This is a genomic window from Oculatella sp. LEGE 06141, assembly GCF_015207605.1.
In the GTDB taxonomy this organism is placed as follows: domain Bacteria; phylum Cyanobacteriota; class Cyanobacteriia; order Elainellales; family Elainellaceae; genus Oculatella.
In genome coordinates, this window is record NZ_JADEWO010000004.1 from 191181 (window position 1) to 207765 (window position 16585).

General features: G+C 51.2%; 15 protein-coding genes. 10 read left to right on the forward strand and 5 right to left on the reverse strand.

Features of this window, described 5'->3' with window-relative positions:
* The first annotated feature begins 325 nt into the window (after positions 1-325).
* Both IQ268_RS05020 and IQ268_RS05025 read left to right on the forward strand, forming a co-directional pair.
* Positions 326-526 (forward strand): hypothetical protein, encoded by a 201-nt coding sequence (locus tag IQ268_RS05020; protein WP_193876176.1) that lies wholly within the window; start codon positions 326-328, stop codon positions 524-526.
* Positions 527-632: 106 nt separating this feature from the next.
* The gene (locus IQ268_RS05025; protein WP_228035096.1) at positions 633-1982 is read left to right on the forward strand and encodes a pentapeptide repeat-containing protein; all 1350 of its coding nucleotides are present in this window, start codon (positions 633-635) and stop codon (positions 1980-1982) included.
* On the opposite strand, the gene IQ268_RS05030 is transcribed toward IQ268_RS05025, so the two are convergent.
* On the reverse strand, positions 1971-2948 hold the full coding sequence (locus IQ268_RS05030) for a Gfo/Idh/MocA family protein (RefSeq protein WP_193876178.1): 978 nt from the start codon (positions 2946-2948) through the stop codon (positions 1971-1973). The two genes, IQ268_RS05025 and IQ268_RS05030, sit on opposite strands and share 12 nt — an antisense overlap.
* A gap of 780 nt (positions 2949-3728) precedes the next feature.
* Between IQ268_RS05030 and IQ268_RS05035 the strand changes: the two genes are divergently transcribed.
* Complete coding sequence (locus IQ268_RS05035; RefSeq protein WP_193876180.1) at positions 3729-4028, forward strand: ferredoxin; 300 nt, start codon at positions 3729-3731, stop codon at positions 4026-4028.
* Between the two features lie 353 nt (positions 4029-4381).
* Here the strand turns inward: IQ268_RS05035 and IQ268_RS05040 are convergent, their stop codons facing one another.
* Positions 4382-6304, reverse strand: coding sequence for a SpoIID/LytB domain-containing protein (locus IQ268_RS05040; protein ID WP_339383555.1), 1923 nt, complete (start codon positions 6302-6304; stop codon positions 4382-4384).
* 621 nt (positions 6305-6925) lie between these two features.
* Here IQ268_RS05040 and IQ268_RS05045 point away from each other — a divergent pair.
* The 3 genes from IQ268_RS05045 to IQ268_RS05055 all read left to right on the forward strand — a co-directional run bounded on the left by IQ268_RS05045 (position 6926) and on the right by IQ268_RS05055 (position 8531).
* Entirely contained in the window at positions 6926-7192 is a 267-nt protein-coding gene (locus IQ268_RS05045; RefSeq protein ID WP_193876182.1) for a ParB N-terminal domain-containing protein, read from the forward strand.
* A 107-nt stretch (positions 7193-7299) separates the two neighbouring features.
* Entirely contained in the window at positions 7300-7788 is a 489-nt protein-coding gene (locus IQ268_RS05050; RefSeq protein ID WP_193876184.1) for a Dps family protein, read from the forward strand.
* 71 nt (positions 7789-7859) lie between these two features.
* A complete protein-coding gene (locus IQ268_RS05055) occupies positions 7860-8531 on the forward strand; it encodes a helix-turn-helix domain-containing protein (protein WP_193876186.1) in 672 nt (223 codons plus the stop codon).
* 41 nt (positions 8532-8572) lie between these two features.
* On the opposite strand, the gene IQ268_RS05060 is transcribed toward IQ268_RS05055, so the two are convergent.
* Complete coding sequence (locus IQ268_RS05060; protein ID WP_193876188.1) at positions 8573-10177, reverse strand: NupC/NupG family nucleoside CNT transporter; 1605 nt, start codon at positions 10175-10177, stop codon at positions 8573-8575.
* A 273-nt stretch (positions 10178-10450) separates the two neighbouring features.
* On the opposite strand from IQ268_RS05060, the gene IQ268_RS05065 reads away from it, so the two are divergent.
* From IQ268_RS05065 to IQ268_RS05075, 3 genes are all read left to right on the forward strand, one after another.
* A complete protein-coding gene (locus tag IQ268_RS05065) occupies positions 10451-10738 on the forward strand; it encodes a hypothetical protein (protein ID WP_193876190.1) in 288 nt (95 codons plus the stop codon).
* Positions 10739-10941: 203 nt separating this feature from the next.
* Entirely contained in the window at positions 10942-11709 is a 768-nt protein-coding gene (locus tag IQ268_RS05070; RefSeq protein WP_193876192.1) for a LemA family protein, read from the forward strand.
* A gap of 129 nt (positions 11710-11838) precedes the next feature.
* Complete coding sequence (locus IQ268_RS05075; RefSeq protein WP_193876194.1) at positions 11839-12615, forward strand: DUF1350 family protein; 777 nt, start codon at positions 11839-11841, stop codon at positions 12613-12615.
* Positions 12616-12631: 16 nt separating this feature from the next.
* Here IQ268_RS05075 and IQ268_RS05080 read toward each other — a convergent pair whose 3' ends face one another.
* The gene (locus IQ268_RS05080; protein WP_193876196.1) at positions 12632-13462 is read right to left on the reverse strand and encodes a hypothetical protein; all 831 of its coding nucleotides are present in this window, start codon (positions 13460-13462) and stop codon (positions 12632-12634) included.
* Positions 13446-15056: a peptide ligase PGM1-related protein gene (locus tag IQ268_RS05085; protein WP_193876198.1), complete on the reverse strand. Its 1611-nt coding sequence runs from the start codon at positions 15054-15056 to the stop codon at positions 13446-13448. The genes IQ268_RS05080 and IQ268_RS05085 overlap by 17 nt, the downstream gene beginning before the upstream one ends.
* 368 nt (positions 15057-15424) lie before the next feature.
* Here IQ268_RS05085 and IQ268_RS05090 point away from each other — a divergent pair, with 368 nt between their 5' ends.
* The gene (locus tag IQ268_RS05090) at positions 15425-16570 is read left to right on the forward strand and encodes a WD40 repeat domain-containing protein (protein ID WP_193876200.1); all 1146 of its coding nucleotides are present in this window, start codon (positions 15425-15427) and stop codon (positions 16568-16570) included.
* Positions 16571-16585 lie beyond the last annotated feature (15 nt).

Sequence of the window (16585 nt, forward strand, 5' to 3'; positions counted from 1 at the left end):
GGTTTAAGCGAAGAATTTCTTGATTTGCACAAAGCTTGCCCAAATCTTACGCGATGACGCCTTCAGAAGATAAGACTTGGCTCGAATTTTCCAAGAAATTAATGTTTCGCCCGGTTAACAAAGCTCACCCTACCGTAGACCACAGCCTGATCGATCGGGTTAAGTGCTAACTCAACCCATACATCTGGATCTGTCGGTGATGAGTATCACAACCTTGTGGATGACAGTATCACACAGTTTGGCCGATCTGAATCAAGGGGTAAGCGGGATCGATGGCGGATAGTTAAATGTAGGGGAGATAGACACCAAAAGATGCCTCATTACCATGATTAGCAAGCTTGTCAAATCGGCATTTCAAACCGGGTATCTCAGCGTCGAGTCTGAGGGACTGATTCGCCAGGTTCTCGAAACTCGTGGTTATCAATGTACTGACCTCACCGCGCTTGAGACTCTTTACCAGGCCATCCAAACAGGACAAATCAAGCGAGAAGCGCATCATAGAATCGGACAACTCCCAACCATCTAGCATCAATTGCGGTAAATGATGGGCGAAAACGATGACGGCATGGTTTGTCAGCTTATCCTAAAGAGATGTAGGCACTCTCGCCCCTACTGGTCTGACCTCAACACCCATGAAACCAGCCGATTCATCTCGACCCAGCTCATCATCCATGCCCGCAACGGAGTCGTTTTCAACTGACTCATCTACCAATCGTTCAAATGGGGCAACCTCTTCAACGGCTGATTCTCAAGACTCCATTACAGCCGAAACCGTTCCCGCCGACGACCAAATTCAGTCGGATGTAGCGCTGAATGTATTGCCAGATGGTGTTTCATCCACCCGCATCTCTACCTCGCAGGGTGCCGTTAAGCTTGCGCCAAGGCAACCACCTCTGGTCTTGATCACGCTGATAGCGATCGCCATCATGATTGTGGGGCTAGTTCTGCCCAATCTCTGGCTGGGAATAGCTGGGGCTACGGTGACGCTGTTGTTATCGCTGCGGGTTCTCTGGGTTGCCAGCCGTTCTGTGATCATGGAGCTGTTTTCGGAAGAACAGCGATCGCTTACGGTCGGGCTTATTGGTGCCCTTGCCGCTACCTGGGGCATCCTGCAACTCACAGGGGTGATTCAACGCAGTGCCGGTTGGTTTGGTCAACTCGACTGGAATGCGATCGGTGCGTTGGGCGAAGTGTTAGGAGCGCTAGGGCAGATTCTAATTGCCATTATTGCGGTTTATGTTGCGTGGCGGCAGTATGTCATTTCCAAAGATTTGACCATTCAGCAAAACGTCATCACCCAGCAACAAACCATTGACTCGTACTTTCAAGGCATTTCGGATCTGGTGTTGGATGCAGAAGGCTTGCTCGAAGACTGGCCCCAGGAACGGGCGATCGCAGAAGGGCGCACAGCAGCGATTCTTAGCAGCGTTGATGCTGGAGGAAAAGCCAAGGTTTTGCGGTTTTTGTCTCGTTCTAAGTTGCTAACCCCGCTGAAGCGCGACAGTTTGTTAGGACGAGCCATTCTGGATGGGCAGGGCGGCTATCAAGAGGATCGAGATTATGGAGTGCGGGTAATTGACCTGGGAGTGATGCTGGCTGCATCCAACCTGGTGGGCACCGATCTGCGTTGGACCGACCTGAGCGAAGCCAATTTAATTCGAGCCAACCTGCACGACTGTGATCTGGTCAAGACCAATCTGGCGCGAACTATTCTATGTGATGCTGACTTATCTGGATCGGACATGATGGGCACGCGGCTGTATTATGGTCACCCCAAATCGGCAACCCCTCGCAGCCGTACCGTTGTTCCCGACTATGCCACGGGTGCCCACACGGGCGCTGTGATTGAGAATGCCAATTTGACCGGGGTTAAACGCCTATCTGAAGCGCAGCGCTACTATTGTTGCTCCTGGGGTGGTTCTGCCACCAGAGCAACGGTTCCGGGCGGGTGTGAGGGCATTCCTAATTTGCTAGGGCGTTGATGATAGCTCGATTGTTTTACCTGTTTCTGCCGATCGCCGCACGGCATCCGCCACTTTGAGCGCATACAGACTGTCTTCTAGCGTGACATAGAGAGGCGTATGGCCAGTTAAGTGGTCTAGCACCATCGTTGTATCTTTAGCAAACAGTCCGCGTCGGCTACCCACGGTTAGCGGCGTGGTTTGATCTGCCTGAATCAAGCTTCCCTGTTCCCCCTCTAGCAGGATCGCTCCCTGCTCTCCTTGAATTGCAACGCGGCGATCGCTCTGCCAGATGGCTTCTCCCTTGCCGTAGGTCACGTCTGCCACCAGTCCACTGGCAAACTTTAACTGCGCTGTACAAATGCAGGACTTGTATTGTGAACCAGAATTACCCCAGAACCGAGCCTGCCCGCTCACGGTGGCTACACTGCCAAACAAATTAGTTAGCCGATGGATGCGGGAAACGGCTCCGACCAGCGGAAACCCAAACAATTCATGATTGTAGGTCCATTTTTGTGGCGCAGGATGTTGCGAGTTTAGGCTGGTCGAGCGGACATAAAAGGGGGTGCCGATTGCAGGTAATGCGGTAGCGATCGCCTGGTGAATGCCGCTCAGCAGCTCAATATGCTCCACATGCAAGAGGTTACCCTGGGCAGAAGCTAGCTGGATCAACGCTTCGGCCTCGGCAACGTCTAACGCTAGCGGATACTCAAGTACGACATGCTTTCCCGCTTGAAGTGCTGCACGAGCGATCGCGCCATGATCGCGGTTAACCGTCGCTACAATGACCAGATGGATCTCAGGCTGCTGTACTAGTTCTGGCCATTCCATTGCCTGTGCGCCATAGGTTTGGCTGAATGTAGCTGTTGTTTCCGGTGCGTGACCCGCTACGGCAACCAGACGCGATCGGGCATCGCCTTGGAGGGTTTCAGCTCTGAGCTTAGCTGCGTATCCTGTGCCAACGAGACCAACATTCAGAGGTTGCATTTTCAAGAATCGAGATCACCACTGGCTATTATCCATAGTCTATGGTTTGAATGGATCAATTCGATTCGTTATCTGTGTGACCGATCAATCCCAGCGTTTCAGTCAACAGCTTTTGCTTAGAGGGTATCTGAGAATGGCTCAACATTCTAAATTAGCCCCCTAAATCCCCCAAAATTGGGGGACTTTGAAACAGAATTGATTCGGGAGTCTCCGTTCGGCTGAGCGCTCACGTCGAAGCCAAAATTGGGGGATTAAGGGGCGGTTCGAGTTGGAGCTTAGCACTTTTAAGACATCCTCTTAGATACTTCTAGCGATCGGGCGTTTCTGCTACACGACCAGAGCCTATTAATCGAAACAAATTAATGGCTGGGCGAGTAATTCCAGATGAATAACTGTTGTCTATTACACTGATAATTGCTGCTAATTTGTTAAAGGCTTTTGAGTTAGAAAAACGGATGGTTCAAGTGATTGATTGCTCGGCTCCTTTTACGTTGCAGGGTCTCCAACTTGATAGGTGTTTGCTGGCCTGCCGTAGAGAATCAGCGAGGCAATAATAGGGCATGTATAAGTAATTTAGGCTTAATTTAAGCAATTTGATTACGAATACCATACGTCTCCTCTGCCGATCGGACGTTACAGACCTTAAGTTTTCCCGTAGTATCGAAATGAGAGGTAGCTCAAAAAGCAGACTTCCGCTTTAGCAAAAAACGCAAAAGCGAGATATAAAGGATGCTGCGGAGTAAACTCTACTGCCGTTTGAACTATTGAGAGGATTGTTGCATGCCGACTTTCAAGGTCACACTGATCAACGAAGCTGAAGGATTGAACACGACCATCGAAGTTCCTGACGATGAGTACATCTTGGATGCTGCTGAAGAACAAGGCATCGATTTGCCTTACTCCTGCCGTGCAGGGGCTTGCTCTACCTGTGCTGGCAAAATGAAAGACGGTACAGTCGATCAATCTGACCAATCCTTCCTGGATGACGATCAAATTGAAGCGGGCTACGTTTTGACTTGCGTTGCTTATCCCACGTCTGACTGCACCATTTTGACGCACCAAGAAGAGGAACTGTACTAAATCCTCAATTTGTTTGAGACAGGGAACTCCTTTTAGTCCTGAGTTTCTCTGCCTCTTCATGAATTTCTTTTCGCGCTACATTCTTTCATAGCAGCTACCAGAGTACATTTGCTCATTTGGAACCTGCTAACCAGTGGATCGTGTGGGCAAATAATTTTACAGGCAGGAACGTCACATACGTTCCTGCCTTGTCGTGCTTATTCAAGAAACAGTTGCTACGAATAAGCTGTAGAGGTCTAATCATCAAAGCCTCTACAGCCATACGTTATATTGGTCTGTTCTTCGAGAAGGGATGAGCGCTCCTGGCAAACGCTGGCGTATGCTCGCTGCGCCACTCACAGGATGTTGCCGAGTTAGAGGCGAGGACGAAGCGGTGTTTTATCATCGAGAGCCTGATTAAGGCCAGGTATCAGGCTCGGTTGAGAGGGTTGACGGGTTGTCTTTTCCTGGGACTGTACCTTTGCTTGCGGTTTGGACTGCAACCTGGATTTGGTTGTCGTTGCCAGGGAGTCAGATGTTTCTGGCTCTCGCCAGAAGGTGATGCTGCTATTTAACGGTTCAAGACGGGTTCCTGGATAGTAGAAGCTGAGAATGCGATCGCTCGACCAACCCAAATCGCCCAGGCGATAAGCACCTGTCTGGCTCATCCCTACGCCATGCCCCAGACCACCCCCCACAAAGGCATAGCCCTTCAATACCCGTGCTGGGTCAGGAGATGGGCTTGGATTGGCCTGAGCCGTATCCACAGAAGCTGGTTGGGCAGACGGTGCCGCCGTTCCCTGGTTTGGGGTTGGTTCGTAGATGGGATCTAGATAAAACAGCGTGCTGTTGGGAGCATAGAGCGCGCGCATAATTTCATCTTTTTCAAGTTCAACTTTGCCGCGATCGGTTTGGACGGCGATGCGTTGAACCCGTCCGGATGGCGATCGTTCCACAACGTCTAGCTGCTGAATGGTCGTGAAGTTAGCCAATGGATGCTGTTGGTTCTGCAAATACTGCTTCAAATCAGCCGCAATTTTAGGCAGGGTATTTTCGACGCGCCAGCGAAACATATTCCAGCCTTCTTCGTTAAACCCGGTTCTGCTGTTAATGAAAGCACGGAAATTGGCCTCATCGGCCAGGCTATCGCGAGACAAATCCCACACGTTTTGCACCGAATCAACCACCGCTTTGAGATAGGGCCGATCGGGGCCGTTCCACACGCTGCTAAATGGAGCCGTTACTCCGCCTGTGGTGGAGGAATACAGGGCATCAACCAGCTCGTTTTGGTACGTTAAGACCATCCCCTGAGTAGCCGTGATGGCGCGATCGCTAGCAGGAGCCGCCCCTTCTAGCCCCCGATACACCTGGCACTGAGTATCGGCGCAGAGTTGGTAATTGTCGATCGCAAACCGCCGGACGTTTCGCAGGGCATAGGTGCGTGCTAAAACGGCCTGCGCTTCAATGGTGGTTTGAGGCGCACCTAGCCCAATTTCGTGAGGTACCACACCCCGCAGATAGGTTTCGATCGGCACCTGATTTACCAGGGTGTAGGTACCATAGGCGTTGGTCTGAAGCCGCAGACTGCCAGCATAGAGCCGACGACCATGCTCATCTCGGTTGAATGTGACCTGAGTGCGGCTGTTTGCCGTCGTAATTTCCAGTTCATCTCGCTCGTAGCGATAGCCATTGACTGTGAAGGCCGCCTTTGGCTGTTGATATTGCACCTGGGTATCGACAAAGGCAGAGGTTGACCCGTTAGAGCGCAGGTTTTGCATCAACAGCCGCCGCAATAGCGGTGTTTTGTAAGTGTCTCGCTTCGCCCAAACCTGCCACTGTCGCGGTTGAGCCAGCTCGACCTCAACTCCGCGTGCTTTCCATTGATTCGCGCTATCTTCGGCACTTTCAAAGCTGCGGTGAGTGCTAAGAACCACCCGCTCGTTAACAACGGGTTCTGCTAATTGCTGCGGCGTGATGTTGAGCTTAACGCTGTTACTGGTAACGACGGACTGTTCTTGATTGGCGGTTTTGAATTTAAGCGTAAGGCGATCGCCCGTCAGCGGTTGCAACACAATTTCATCATTTGAATTCGACCCAAACCGCTGCACAATACCCACATCCAGCGTGGGATTGAGGGGCGCAGTTTGAGCCGTCGCGGCTTCTGGCACGACACTGGCGACAGATACCGTCATCAACGCTGTACCAGCCAAACAGCCAGACCAGCGCTGTAACATAGAACGGATTAGCATGGTGATCGCTCGATGGTTGGAACGGTTCAACTGAGACTGTTTACTCACAACGCTACTCCTCACCCAATGGCAACTGAGTCAATCTGGATCAGATTATCAACTCTATCTAAAGGTATAGCCAACTTCTTAACGGAATCTATCTAAAGCCATAAGTAACTTTACGTAAGTTGACAATCAAACGTTGAGGTTGCTGAAACGCAAATCTTGTTTAGCAGTGTCGTCGGGCAACCGCCATCCAACTGTAGAAGGCTTAGGCCATTGTAAAGGTTCAGATCGAGCTTGAGCCTTCGTTAGTGTTTCCAAACCATAACGCTGCACCTCGTAGTTCGTGCCAACTTCACCAATTCTTGACCTTAGCTTTTAGCTTCTAGTAGGCTACGTGTTTCGGCTGGCTCAAGCTCCAGGAGTACAGTCTTTCCCTCAGTTGTTGACCCAATCCGGCAGCTAATGTTTCGCATGAGCCATAGTACTTGGGCTGCTACGCTTTTGGCAGGCTTTGCCTTAACCCTGTCGGTCGAGTCGATTCAGACACTGAGATCTGATTCAGACCCTACTTAGACTTGGAGAGTGGCTTCAGGAAAGGTTGCCAGAAAATGATGTCGAAACGTTGCAACTCATACTCATAACGAGTATGATTAAGAAGAAGCAACATGGAACTGAAATAGAAGCATGGCAGTAAAAATCCAGGAAGTCCCCATCCAAGAAATCCGTCGTCCGCTGTTTCGCCAAAACGACCAGGACAAAGTGGCCGCGCTAATGGAGTCAATTCGGGAAATTGGCCTGCAAGAGCCGATTGACGTTCTAGAAGTGGAAGGGAAATATTATGGTTTCTCTGGTTGCCATCGCTACGAAGCTTGCAGTCGTTTAGGGTATGAGACCATTCGTTGTCGTGTCCGTCGAGCACCTAAATCAGTTTTACAAATGCACCTCGCTTAAATTAAGAGGGTCGCTCGACAAACTTACTCGGCGAAAAACGGTTGTTCTAGCAATTTCCGCCCCACGCGGATACTTTCATTCAGCTTTAGTTCACTACAGGAGAACCTATGCAAGTTCAAAATCAATCACAGCCTATGGACATTGGGATTGGAGAAACCGATCGCAATGCCATCGCAGATGGGCTGTCTCGTTTACTGGCCGATACTTACTCGCTTTATCTCAAGACCCACAATTTCCATTGGAACGTCACAGGGCCGCTGTTCCAAACGCTGCACACGATGTTTGAAACTCAGTACACCGAGCTAGCAGTAGCGGTTGATGACATCGCTGAGCGAATTCGTTCTCTGGGATTTCCGGCTCCTGGTACCTATAGCGAGTATGCAGAGCTTAGCTCTATCCCTGAAACACCAGGCGTACCCAAAGCAGAAGAAATGATTGCTTTGCTGGTTGAAGGTAACGAGGCCGTCGTTCGCACGGCACGGGCAGCGTTCCCAGCAGCAGAGAAGGCTGGCGATGAGTCTACGGCTGACCTGCTCACCGAGCGGATGCGTCTACACGAAAAAACCGCCTGGATGCTCCGCAGCTTGTTGCAATAGTAATCGTGAAGCTTTGAATAATAGACTTTGATCAGCAAGCCGATCCGCATGTCTACTATTCGAGTTTTCCGATGAGCCAAGTTTCTGCTTCAAATTACACCTGTCTGTTGCGATCGCTGATGCAAGAGGCAGGTGTTTCTAGTTTTAAAGCGCTCAGCCAGGTGGCAGGGGTATCTGAATGGCAGGTGCGTCAGCTTCGCCAGGGACGGGCAGCCCAAATGCGGCTGCAAGAATTACACCGCATCAGTCAGGCGTTGCACCTTTCGGTGGCCGATCTGGTTGAAACTTTTTCTGAGTTAGCACTGCATGGAGCGCCAACGGGTACAGCGCCAAGCAACGTTAACGTAGAGGCATGGCAGCAAGACTATCAGCGATTACAGGCTCAACTGGCGGCACAGCGAGAGCAGCTTTGGCAAGAGTTTCAACTCGCCAGCCTGCAAACGCTGGAATCGTGGATGCTTCAGTTTCCTACTGCCGCCTATGCTGCTCAACAGAATCCTCAAATCCCGGCGGCTCGGTTGCTGCCATTGATGCGTCCGGTGGAGCAGTTGTTAACCCAGTGGGGCATTGAGGCGATCGCCCCGGTTGGCACTGAACTTCCTTACGACCCGCACTTTCACCAACTGATGGATGGAACGGCTGCACCGGGAGAGCCGGTCAGGATTCGCTACACCGGGTATCGTCAGGGCGACAAGCTGTTGCATCGAGCGAAAGTTAGCCCGGTTGTTCATGATTTACCTTAGAGGCTTCGGGTCTATTTCCTGCTTGCCACAGTTTCTCGATCCTATGGGGATGGGCTGGATTGTGGGGGCACCGGGGGTACGGTTGTCGGGCTGGGCAGCGCTGGGGGATTGGTTGGTGCAACCGTTGGGGAAGCACCGGGCGCAATAGCAGGAGCCGTTTGTACCGGGCTAGGGGAATTCGCCGGACTAACAGGCGACGCTGGAGCGGTAATGGCTGGGGTTTCTTCCCGTTCGCCTAAGATGCCTGGAGCACCCGTGTCGTAAAATCCGGCAACGCAAGCAATCATATAGGTTGCTAGCGTTCCAACGAACAGAGCCTTCCAGCCAAGGGCGGCGATATCGCGACGGCGTGAGGGGATTAGCGCTGAAACACCACCGACAAAAATACCGACTGACGCGAGATGGGCAAACCCAGATAAGGCATAGCTAACAATTAGCACGGCGCGATCGCTAATGACCCGCTGTGCTTCGGGTAATGCGGCGGCTTCCCCCAACGCTTGATAGGGCGGAATTGCTGTTTCTAGCAATCTACGTCCAATAATCACGGACGATTGCCACAGTTCGTTCCATTCCAGGGACACTCCAGTCAACGCTGTTAGGGGCAGAAAGAGTGCGCCCAAAATGTTCGAGAGCGTGAAGACTTGAAAGAACTCTCCTACGGAGCCGGGTAAAATAGCCAACCAGCCAAACAGTTGATTGATTAACGAAACCAATCCCAGAATCAGGATCAGGACAGCGGCGATCGACACGGCCATTTTGACCCCATCCAGCGCTCCAATAATAGCCGCATCCAATGGGCTAATGCGCTCGATCGGTTCACCACCTACGGTTTCACGGGCTGCTTCTCCCGATTCAGATGCATCCGTTAAGGTGTATTCCGACGCTCTAATATCGTCCTGGCGGGGGATTCCTGCGGCAGTCAGCGGAATTTCGGTTTCGGGCACCAAAATTTTGGACAGAACAAAACAGGCTGGAATAGCGATGATAGATGCCGATACAAGGTGTCCCAGAATGTTTGGGAAGACCGGGCGCAAAAAGCTGACATAGATCGCCAATGTAGACGATGCTGCCGTGCCAAAGCAGCAGGACAAAATGGCGCAGAGTTCGCTGCGGGTCATTTTAGCCAGAAAAGGTTTCACGACGATCGCCGCTTCAATGCCCACAAAAATATTCGCTGCACCGCTGAGCGCTTCTGCACCGCTCAACCGCATTACCGTATAGAAAATTTTGGCGAAGATCGTAGTAACGAACTGAATGACACCAATGTTGTACAACAGTGCCATTAAGCCAGAGAAAAAGATTACGGTGGGCAATGCTCGAAAGGCGAAAATGTAGCCAAGGTTGATGTCTGGCTCTGTACCAGGCACCGGAACAATGTTGCGCCCAAAGACAAATCGTGCCCCAAAGTCAGCGGCGATAAACAAACTGTCCAAAAAGCTGCTAAAAAGCTGCAACGCTTCGCGCGAACCTGGCACTACAAACACCAAAGCCCCTAAACCCAATTGCAGCAAAATTCCGGCGATCGCCAACCGCCAGGGAAAATATTTGAGCTTACGATTTTCGGAAAAAATCCAGGCGATGCCGCACAGGCCAAAAATTCCGATTAGCGAAATGATGTTGAGAGGGATGGCATTGAGGTAATTCATAGGATGAGTTCTTTCGCCAGTTCAGGGCTAGCAGCTAGTTGAGCAACTACTAAATTTGGATAGTCGATCTGAGTGGGTTGAGCATCAATTTAGCGAAGGTGTGGCTAAAAGACATGGTGTCTACGCTACTGATGCTTCAAGGTAGACGGAAAATCTAGTTTTTCGTCCACCGCTTAAAACTTTGACACCTTCGCTATCCTCCACTGAAATCTCTAATCTTTAGTTTCGGTTGTGAGTAGGATAGTAGGTATCTAGCCTCTTCATCTTTGATGCATGGACGCATTTAATCCGTTTCCTCCTGAATGGACTCAATCAGCAGCACACGCCCGAGAGTTTAGTTGCCCTACCTGTCGTTCAGCCTCGGTTGAAGCGGAACATGTTTGGATCAACCGCCGATCGCCCGTTTTTACTGAAGATCATCGCCGTAAATGGCAAGAGTTTTATCAATGCCGCTGTGGAACGGTGTGGTGGGCCTGGAGTTCCGATCGCCCCCCTACTGATTTGAAACAACCCGATCGACCTGAATCACCGTGGACGAACTGGAACTTGTTTGACAGTTAATTCAGTGGTACCAATCGCACCCGTTTGGGCGGGATTAACGGTTGCGTTGTCAACAGCGGCTCGAAACAGGGGGTTCGGCTGAATGCACTCAGGGTACCCACTTAGCCGTTTGATCTAAAGAAATAACAACGCGATCGCTAATGTGGGAACTCAGGTATCGTAGTGGGAGATCATTGGAGTAGGCTGTGTATCTGACCTCTCCTATGACAGAACCACGCATTTCGAATGACAAGGTGCCAGAGGTGTTTGCCCTGGCCGCGCGGCTATATACCCGCAAACAACACGACCAGGGATATGCTCTTCCAGAGCTGCTTCAGGCTGGTTTAGAGGCAGATATCCCTCCAGAGTATGTTCAGGCGGCTTTGCACTATCTTCAAACGATTGACCTTCAGCAACAGTTGCAGCAGCAGGCGATCGAGCGTCGAAAAAAGCTGTGGATGGGGGCTATCGCGTCAAGCGTTACGCTTCTAGGTTGGCTAGTGTGGACGTACCAATCGTTGACCGCAGCCACCGAAAAGGTAGACTTCTCGTGGCAGAAAGTAGAGAACCAGTTGCGACGGCAGGCCGATCTGATTCCCAGCCTGATCGATGTAACCCAGTCGAGCGCTCACCCAGAGCGGGAACTGGCGGCAGTTTTAGCCCATACGCGGCAAAGCTTTTTAGCGGCAAACACTCGTATGGAAAAGATCGAAGCGGCCAACGAGTTAGCCAGGGCGCTCAATCGGTTTGAGAACTATATGATGCAAAACCCCCTATTGCGCTCAAACCAAGTGGTTGCTGGTTTGCAATATGAGTTAACCGATTCTGAGAACCAGCTTGCCGCTAAGCGAAACCGATATAACTACACGGTTCATGGGTACAACCAGCAGGTGCAATCGCTGCCTAAGTCTCTGGTTGCTCCTATTCTTGGCTATGAACCCAAGCCTTACTTCGATACAGAAAATGCTAGAGTTCCCGTGATGATGCCCTGATCTGTCTTGCTCTGAACGGCTTGATCGAAGGGATGGGTTGGAGGCGATCGCCGCTAAACCCCACGAAAATCGAGTCTGCTACCGTGGTCTCCATCTACGATAGAAGAAGATCGATTTACATTACTCAACATGATTTGGCAGGAGATTTACGGGAACTGGGTGTTAGTCCCTCCCCGACCCGTTGCAGTCATTCATTTTTTAGGCGGAGCGTTTGTGGCAACGGCTCCCCATGTCACCTACCGCTGGCTGTTAGAAAACCTGGCTAACCAGGGATATGCAGTCGTCGCGACTCCATTTGTTAATACGCTCGACCATGCAGCGATCGCCAAACAAACCCTGCGGATCTTCAACTTAGGGTTAGAGCATCTTCTAACAGAAGTCATTCAAAAACGCTATCTCCCGGTTTACGGCATCGGGCACAGCATGGGCTGCAAGCTGCATTTGCTAATTGGCAGTTTGTTTCCGCAGGAACGCGCCGGAAATATTCTGATTTCGTTCAATAACTATCCGGCTCGTCGCGCCATTCCGCTGGTTGAGCAGTTTGTGCAATTTTCGCCAAACTTTGCCATTGAATTCACGCCTTCGCCAGAAGAGACGAATCTGCTGATTGAGAAGCAATATCAGGTACGGCGCAATCTGCTGGTTAAGTTTAGAAATGATGATATTGACCAAACCAGGCCGCTGAGCGAAGCCATGCTCACCCGATTTCCAGAAATGACCACCATTCAGATTTTGAATGGCAACCATCTCACTCCTTTAGGGCAGGATGTGAGCTGGACAGCGGGCGCTTCATTTACACCGTTAGATGCGATCGCCCAATTTGTGCGACAGGAAGTGTATCGAGACTTGAACCAGCTAAAGCGCACTGTGTTGCTGTGGCTTGATCCGATGACTTCACTACCGTGAGTGGTTTCAACCTCAATCAATCACAGACGGTAAACATGACTAAATTGCCATTGACATAGTAGTAAGCATCAGAACAGTATCCCAGACTGCTAACGTCGAGGCTGGTTGGTTTTCCCTGCTCATCCATTTGAATCGCTCGCCAATGGTCGATCGCAGGTTTCGATAAATACACATTGCGAGCCGTGTCAGTGAGGGGGCTATACTCACGGTTTGCTAACCCTTCCGAGCCGGGGCGTTTGAAGTTCAAAGAGATATAGACACTGCCCGCTTCGGTGTCTGCGAGCGGTTCAAATTCCTTAAGAACCAGTGGTTTAAACGTGCCATTTCCCTGATTCAGAGCCAACTGGACGCGGAAACTGGACGTCTTGTCATCGACTAACAACAGCGCATAGTCTCGGTCTTTATCTTCATCAAAATCGGCGGTAAAGATGCTGCACGTTAGATCTTCTGTCGCGTTCTGGTTAAAGTCACGAATAGAAGACACAAAATCAGATTCATCCGCCAATCGATATCCAGCAGTGACTTCGGCTAGAGCTTCTGGCAGTTCGCCCTGACACTGCACCTCTGGCAACGGCAACGGTGTGGCGGCGGCTCTAGTTAAAGCCGCAGACGAAGCAGGTATTTCGGTTGGCGTGGTTGAAACCCCATCTGCTTCACCTGTGAAGCCACAGGCTGTCATCAGGAATGCCATTCCCAACCCGAAAATTGTTTTGTTCATTGCGTCCACTATCCACTCGGCTATATACACACGAACCCAAAGAGCCGCTGCCTGTTCCAAGCAGGCGGCGGCTTGCTGATAAAGCTCCTGGGAATATCCGGCTCGCCGCTGGTTAACCGCTCCATCCAAAAGAAAGGGCTGGGGGAAAGTGACGTGCTTGTAGTTCCTGGCTGGAGGTTTCCTGGTCGAGGGCGTGAATCACTTTATGGTAGATATCGTCTGCTTCTTGAGGCGACTTGCCAATGCTGGTCAGCCCCAGTTTGCCAAACTCGGACAGGCAACCCATCAAATGAAACACGGTTCCTGTTTCGGAGGTGCTGTCAAAGTGCAGCCCGTGATGGGCAATGACTTCCATTAAGTCGTTTGGCAGCAGGCCATGATAGTGATCGCGTTGCAGATTATCGGTTGCAATATAGTATCTGGGGCTGCCGTGGTGGTTGTAAAACAAACCCGTTTCCTGGTCGTAGCAACCGTTGGTCAACAGCTTGAGTGTCATAAACGGATGGGTGGTGCCGCCTTTCCGCAGGTTGATTTCGATCGCCTGCAACTCCCACTCGTTACCCGGTCGTCCGGGTTGCCGGACGGCAACAAAATCCAGGCTAAAACGTTCCAATGCTCCCTTTGCTGCCAGGTTTCGACCCACACTTAGCCCATATTCCTGAAGCTGCAAGCGGTAGCATTCATCTGCTGGAAAACGACATCCCAGGAAGATTTGTCCATCTGGCCCGCCCAAAATTTGGTCATGGGTAGACAGGATTTCCACTTCTCCGGTGGGTGTGATGCGCCCCTGCACGCTGGGCGATCGCTTTTCGTCTCCCTCAATAAACGCTTCCACGATCGCGCCTAATTCTGGAACGCGCCCGCCAAAGTTGCTCCATGTTTCCGTATCGCATTGAAAACTGAGCTGTTCGAAGCGATCGAGCAACAGAGATGCCCGTTCCCGTGATGAAACCAGGCCAGGTGCAACATGCTGTAACGGCCTCAGGTCGAGCAGGGCATTGCCTTCTCCAGAAAAGCCTTCATTGAGCTTGACAACCATGCGCTTTAAAGTCGGTTGCCGTTCCCACAAATCGGCAGCGGCGGCGGCCAGGTCTTCTGCTGTCCACATCAATTCGCTGCCGTCTGGGTGAGGAATGTTGCTTTCTGCAAAAATCTGACGGCTACCGCTCTTCGTACCCCAGTGCAGCAAGTCGGGATCGACTGCCAGCATGGGAATCCCTAACTGCACCGCTAAATCGCGTTCCAGCGAGGTGGAGTTAAAGCAGACCATGTACGCCTTGTCTACCCGAATCGCCTGCCGCAGCCGTGCCATCAAGCGGGGACGTTCCAAAATCTTCTGTGTTAGCGACTTAAACGACGAATCGTAGGTTGAAAGCAGCAGCAGGCGATCGCGCGCATGGGAGAACGGGATTCCCGGCAACAGTTGCAGGTAGTAGTCAATAATATGCGAGTGGATGGGCTGGGACGTAACATACACCACTCGGCTGTACGGGTTTCGCAGCCGCATAAGCGAGAACAGCAGTCGCTCTTCGTAGTGATGAATGCCCTGAACTTTACGCAGTTCACGCTGATCCAGGCTCAGAGATGGGATCACCAAAATATCGCAATCTTCTCGATCAAGCTCATCGGCAGCGTGCCAACGTGCCCGCAGTTGCTCCTGGAGTTGGCGAAACCGCTCCACCTGCTCTGGATGTGCCGCCGTGGAAACTGTCAAACCTTGCATATTATCAGCCTCACTCTGCCCAACAATGGAATAGGCAAGCTAAACGAGCTAAAAAGGACTCAATTAGTCAACTGTCTACTAACAACCGTTACTAGCCTTCTGCTTGACGCATCCGCTGTTTGTAACGCTGAATTTCGTTTCTTAGACTACTCGGACGTATATTTGTGATTCTACTCAGTCGATCGCCAGGTCATCTGCTACCTTGGGGCAGAAAAGTGCTGTAGTTTACCCCTTGCTACTGTATTAGAGGGATAAATTCCGCCCAATTGCTGTAATTCGTTGTAATCAGCGCGATCGACGCGATTTGAGCAACTTGTAACTTTAATTTTTCTCAATATTTTTTTACATTCCCTCTGCTTAAACAGCGTATGGTTGAAATTCAATTGGCTCGGTTGCCCTGGTTAGGTCGCAGCCGCTGGTATATCGCCCTATGGATTGCTGCCGTATGTGCTGGCGCGATCGCCACTCCTGCAACCGCAGGCGCTTTGCCCCATGTTTCCCAACGGGAGGCGATCGCTCAAACGGCTTCACCTCCAGTTAAAACCTGGGCAACCGCTCGGTTAGTTCGTACCATCGTCAATCCAGGACTGGTGACTGGAAGCAGTAACGTCATTGCTGTAAGCCCTGATAATCGCATGGTCGCCAGCGCAATGGCCACTAACCCGCAAGAATATGCCGACGCGGTTCGCGTTTGGGAGATAGACACAAAGCGAGTGCTTTACACCTTATTGGGGCACCGTCCGTTTGTGAGCGCCGTTGCCTTTAGTCCCAACGGTCAGTTATTGGCGACTGGAGAATACAATTACGATATCCGAATGCTGGTGATTCGGCTCTGGGATGCCAATACGGGGCAACTACAGCGCACCTTACAGCGATCGATACAACCCCAATATCGCAACGGAGCTTTTTATCATAATGCAATTTTGACATTTAACCCGGATGGACGAACCCTGTATAGCACAGCCACAACGCCCATTATTCAAGAGTGGGATGTTAACACAGGGAGGTTGCGTCGTAGCATTGTGGGTCATCGTGAAGTCATTCGAGCGTTGCGCGTTAGCCCAGACGGTCGCACGTTGGCGAGTACCCACATAGACGGTAAAATTTCCTGGCTCGATCTCGCAACCGGGCAGGTTATGCAGACGCTCACAGGAGGCTTAGACGGCTTTGAACTTGCTTTTAGCCTCGATGGTGAGGCATTAACAGGCACCTTTACTTTGACGCGAGATCCAGAAACACAGCTAGAAGAAACTCGGCAAATTACAACCTGGAACACCCGCACCGGAGAGATCACTCATTCCATAGGCGGCTTGGCGGGGAGAGATTGGCTCCTTCTTAGCCCTGACCTCCAAACCTTTGCCGCCGCAGACCATCAGCGCCCGATCCGTTTGTATGATTTACACACTGGACAGCAGATCCGTGCCTTTCGTGGGGCATCCACTAATATTGCGTTTAGTCCTGATGGTCAGCTCTTTGTGGCGGCCACTGAAACTGGTATCAAGATCTGGCGTTAGTGCAAAACTGTTAAT

Excerpts from the sequence above, each read along its gene's own strand:
- IQ268_RS05020 (WP_193876176.1), top strand. The coding sequence starts at position 326 with ATGATTAGCAAGCTTGTCAAATCGGCATTTCAAACCGGGTATCTCAGC.
- IQ268_RS05025 (WP_228035096.1), top strand. The coding sequence starts at position 633 with ATGAAACCAGCCGATTCATCTCGACCCAGCTCATCATCCATGCCCGCA.
- IQ268_RS05030 (WP_193876178.1), bottom strand. The coding sequence starts at position 2,948 with ATGCAACCTCTGAATGTTGGTCTCGTTGGCACAGGATACGCAGCTAAG.
- IQ268_RS05035 (WP_193876180.1), top strand. The coding sequence starts at position 3,729 with ATGCCGACTTTCAAGGTCACACTGATCAACGAAGCTGAAGGATTGAAC.
- IQ268_RS05045 (WP_193876182.1), top strand. The coding sequence starts at position 6,926 with ATGGCAGTAAAAATCCAGGAAGTCCCCATCCAAGAAATCCGTCGTCCG.
- IQ268_RS05050 (WP_193876184.1), top strand. The coding sequence starts at position 7,300 with ATGCAAGTTCAAAATCAATCACAGCCTATGGACATTGGGATTGGAGAA.
- IQ268_RS05055 (WP_193876186.1), top strand. The coding sequence starts at position 7,860 with ATGAGCCAAGTTTCTGCTTCAAATTACACCTGTCTGTTGCGATCGCTG.
- IQ268_RS05060 (WP_193876188.1), bottom strand. The coding sequence starts at position 10,177 with ATGAATTACCTCAATGCCATCCCTCTCAACATCATTTCGCTAATCGGA.
- IQ268_RS05065 (WP_193876190.1), top strand. The coding sequence starts at position 10,451 with ATGGACGCATTTAATCCGTTTCCTCCTGAATGGACTCAATCAGCAGCA.
- IQ268_RS05070 (WP_193876192.1), top strand. The coding sequence starts at position 10,942 with ATGACAGAACCACGCATTTCGAATGACAAGGTGCCAGAGGTGTTTGCC.
- IQ268_RS05075 (WP_193876194.1), top strand. The coding sequence starts at position 11,839 with ATGATTTGGCAGGAGATTTACGGGAACTGGGTGTTAGTCCCTCCCCGA.
- IQ268_RS05085 (WP_193876198.1), bottom strand. The coding sequence starts at position 15,056 with ATGCAAGGTTTGACAGTTTCCACGGCGGCACATCCAGAGCAGGTGGAG.
- IQ268_RS05090 (WP_193876200.1), top strand. The coding sequence starts at position 15,425 with ATGGTTGAAATTCAATTGGCTCGGTTGCCCTGGTTAGGTCGCAGCCGC.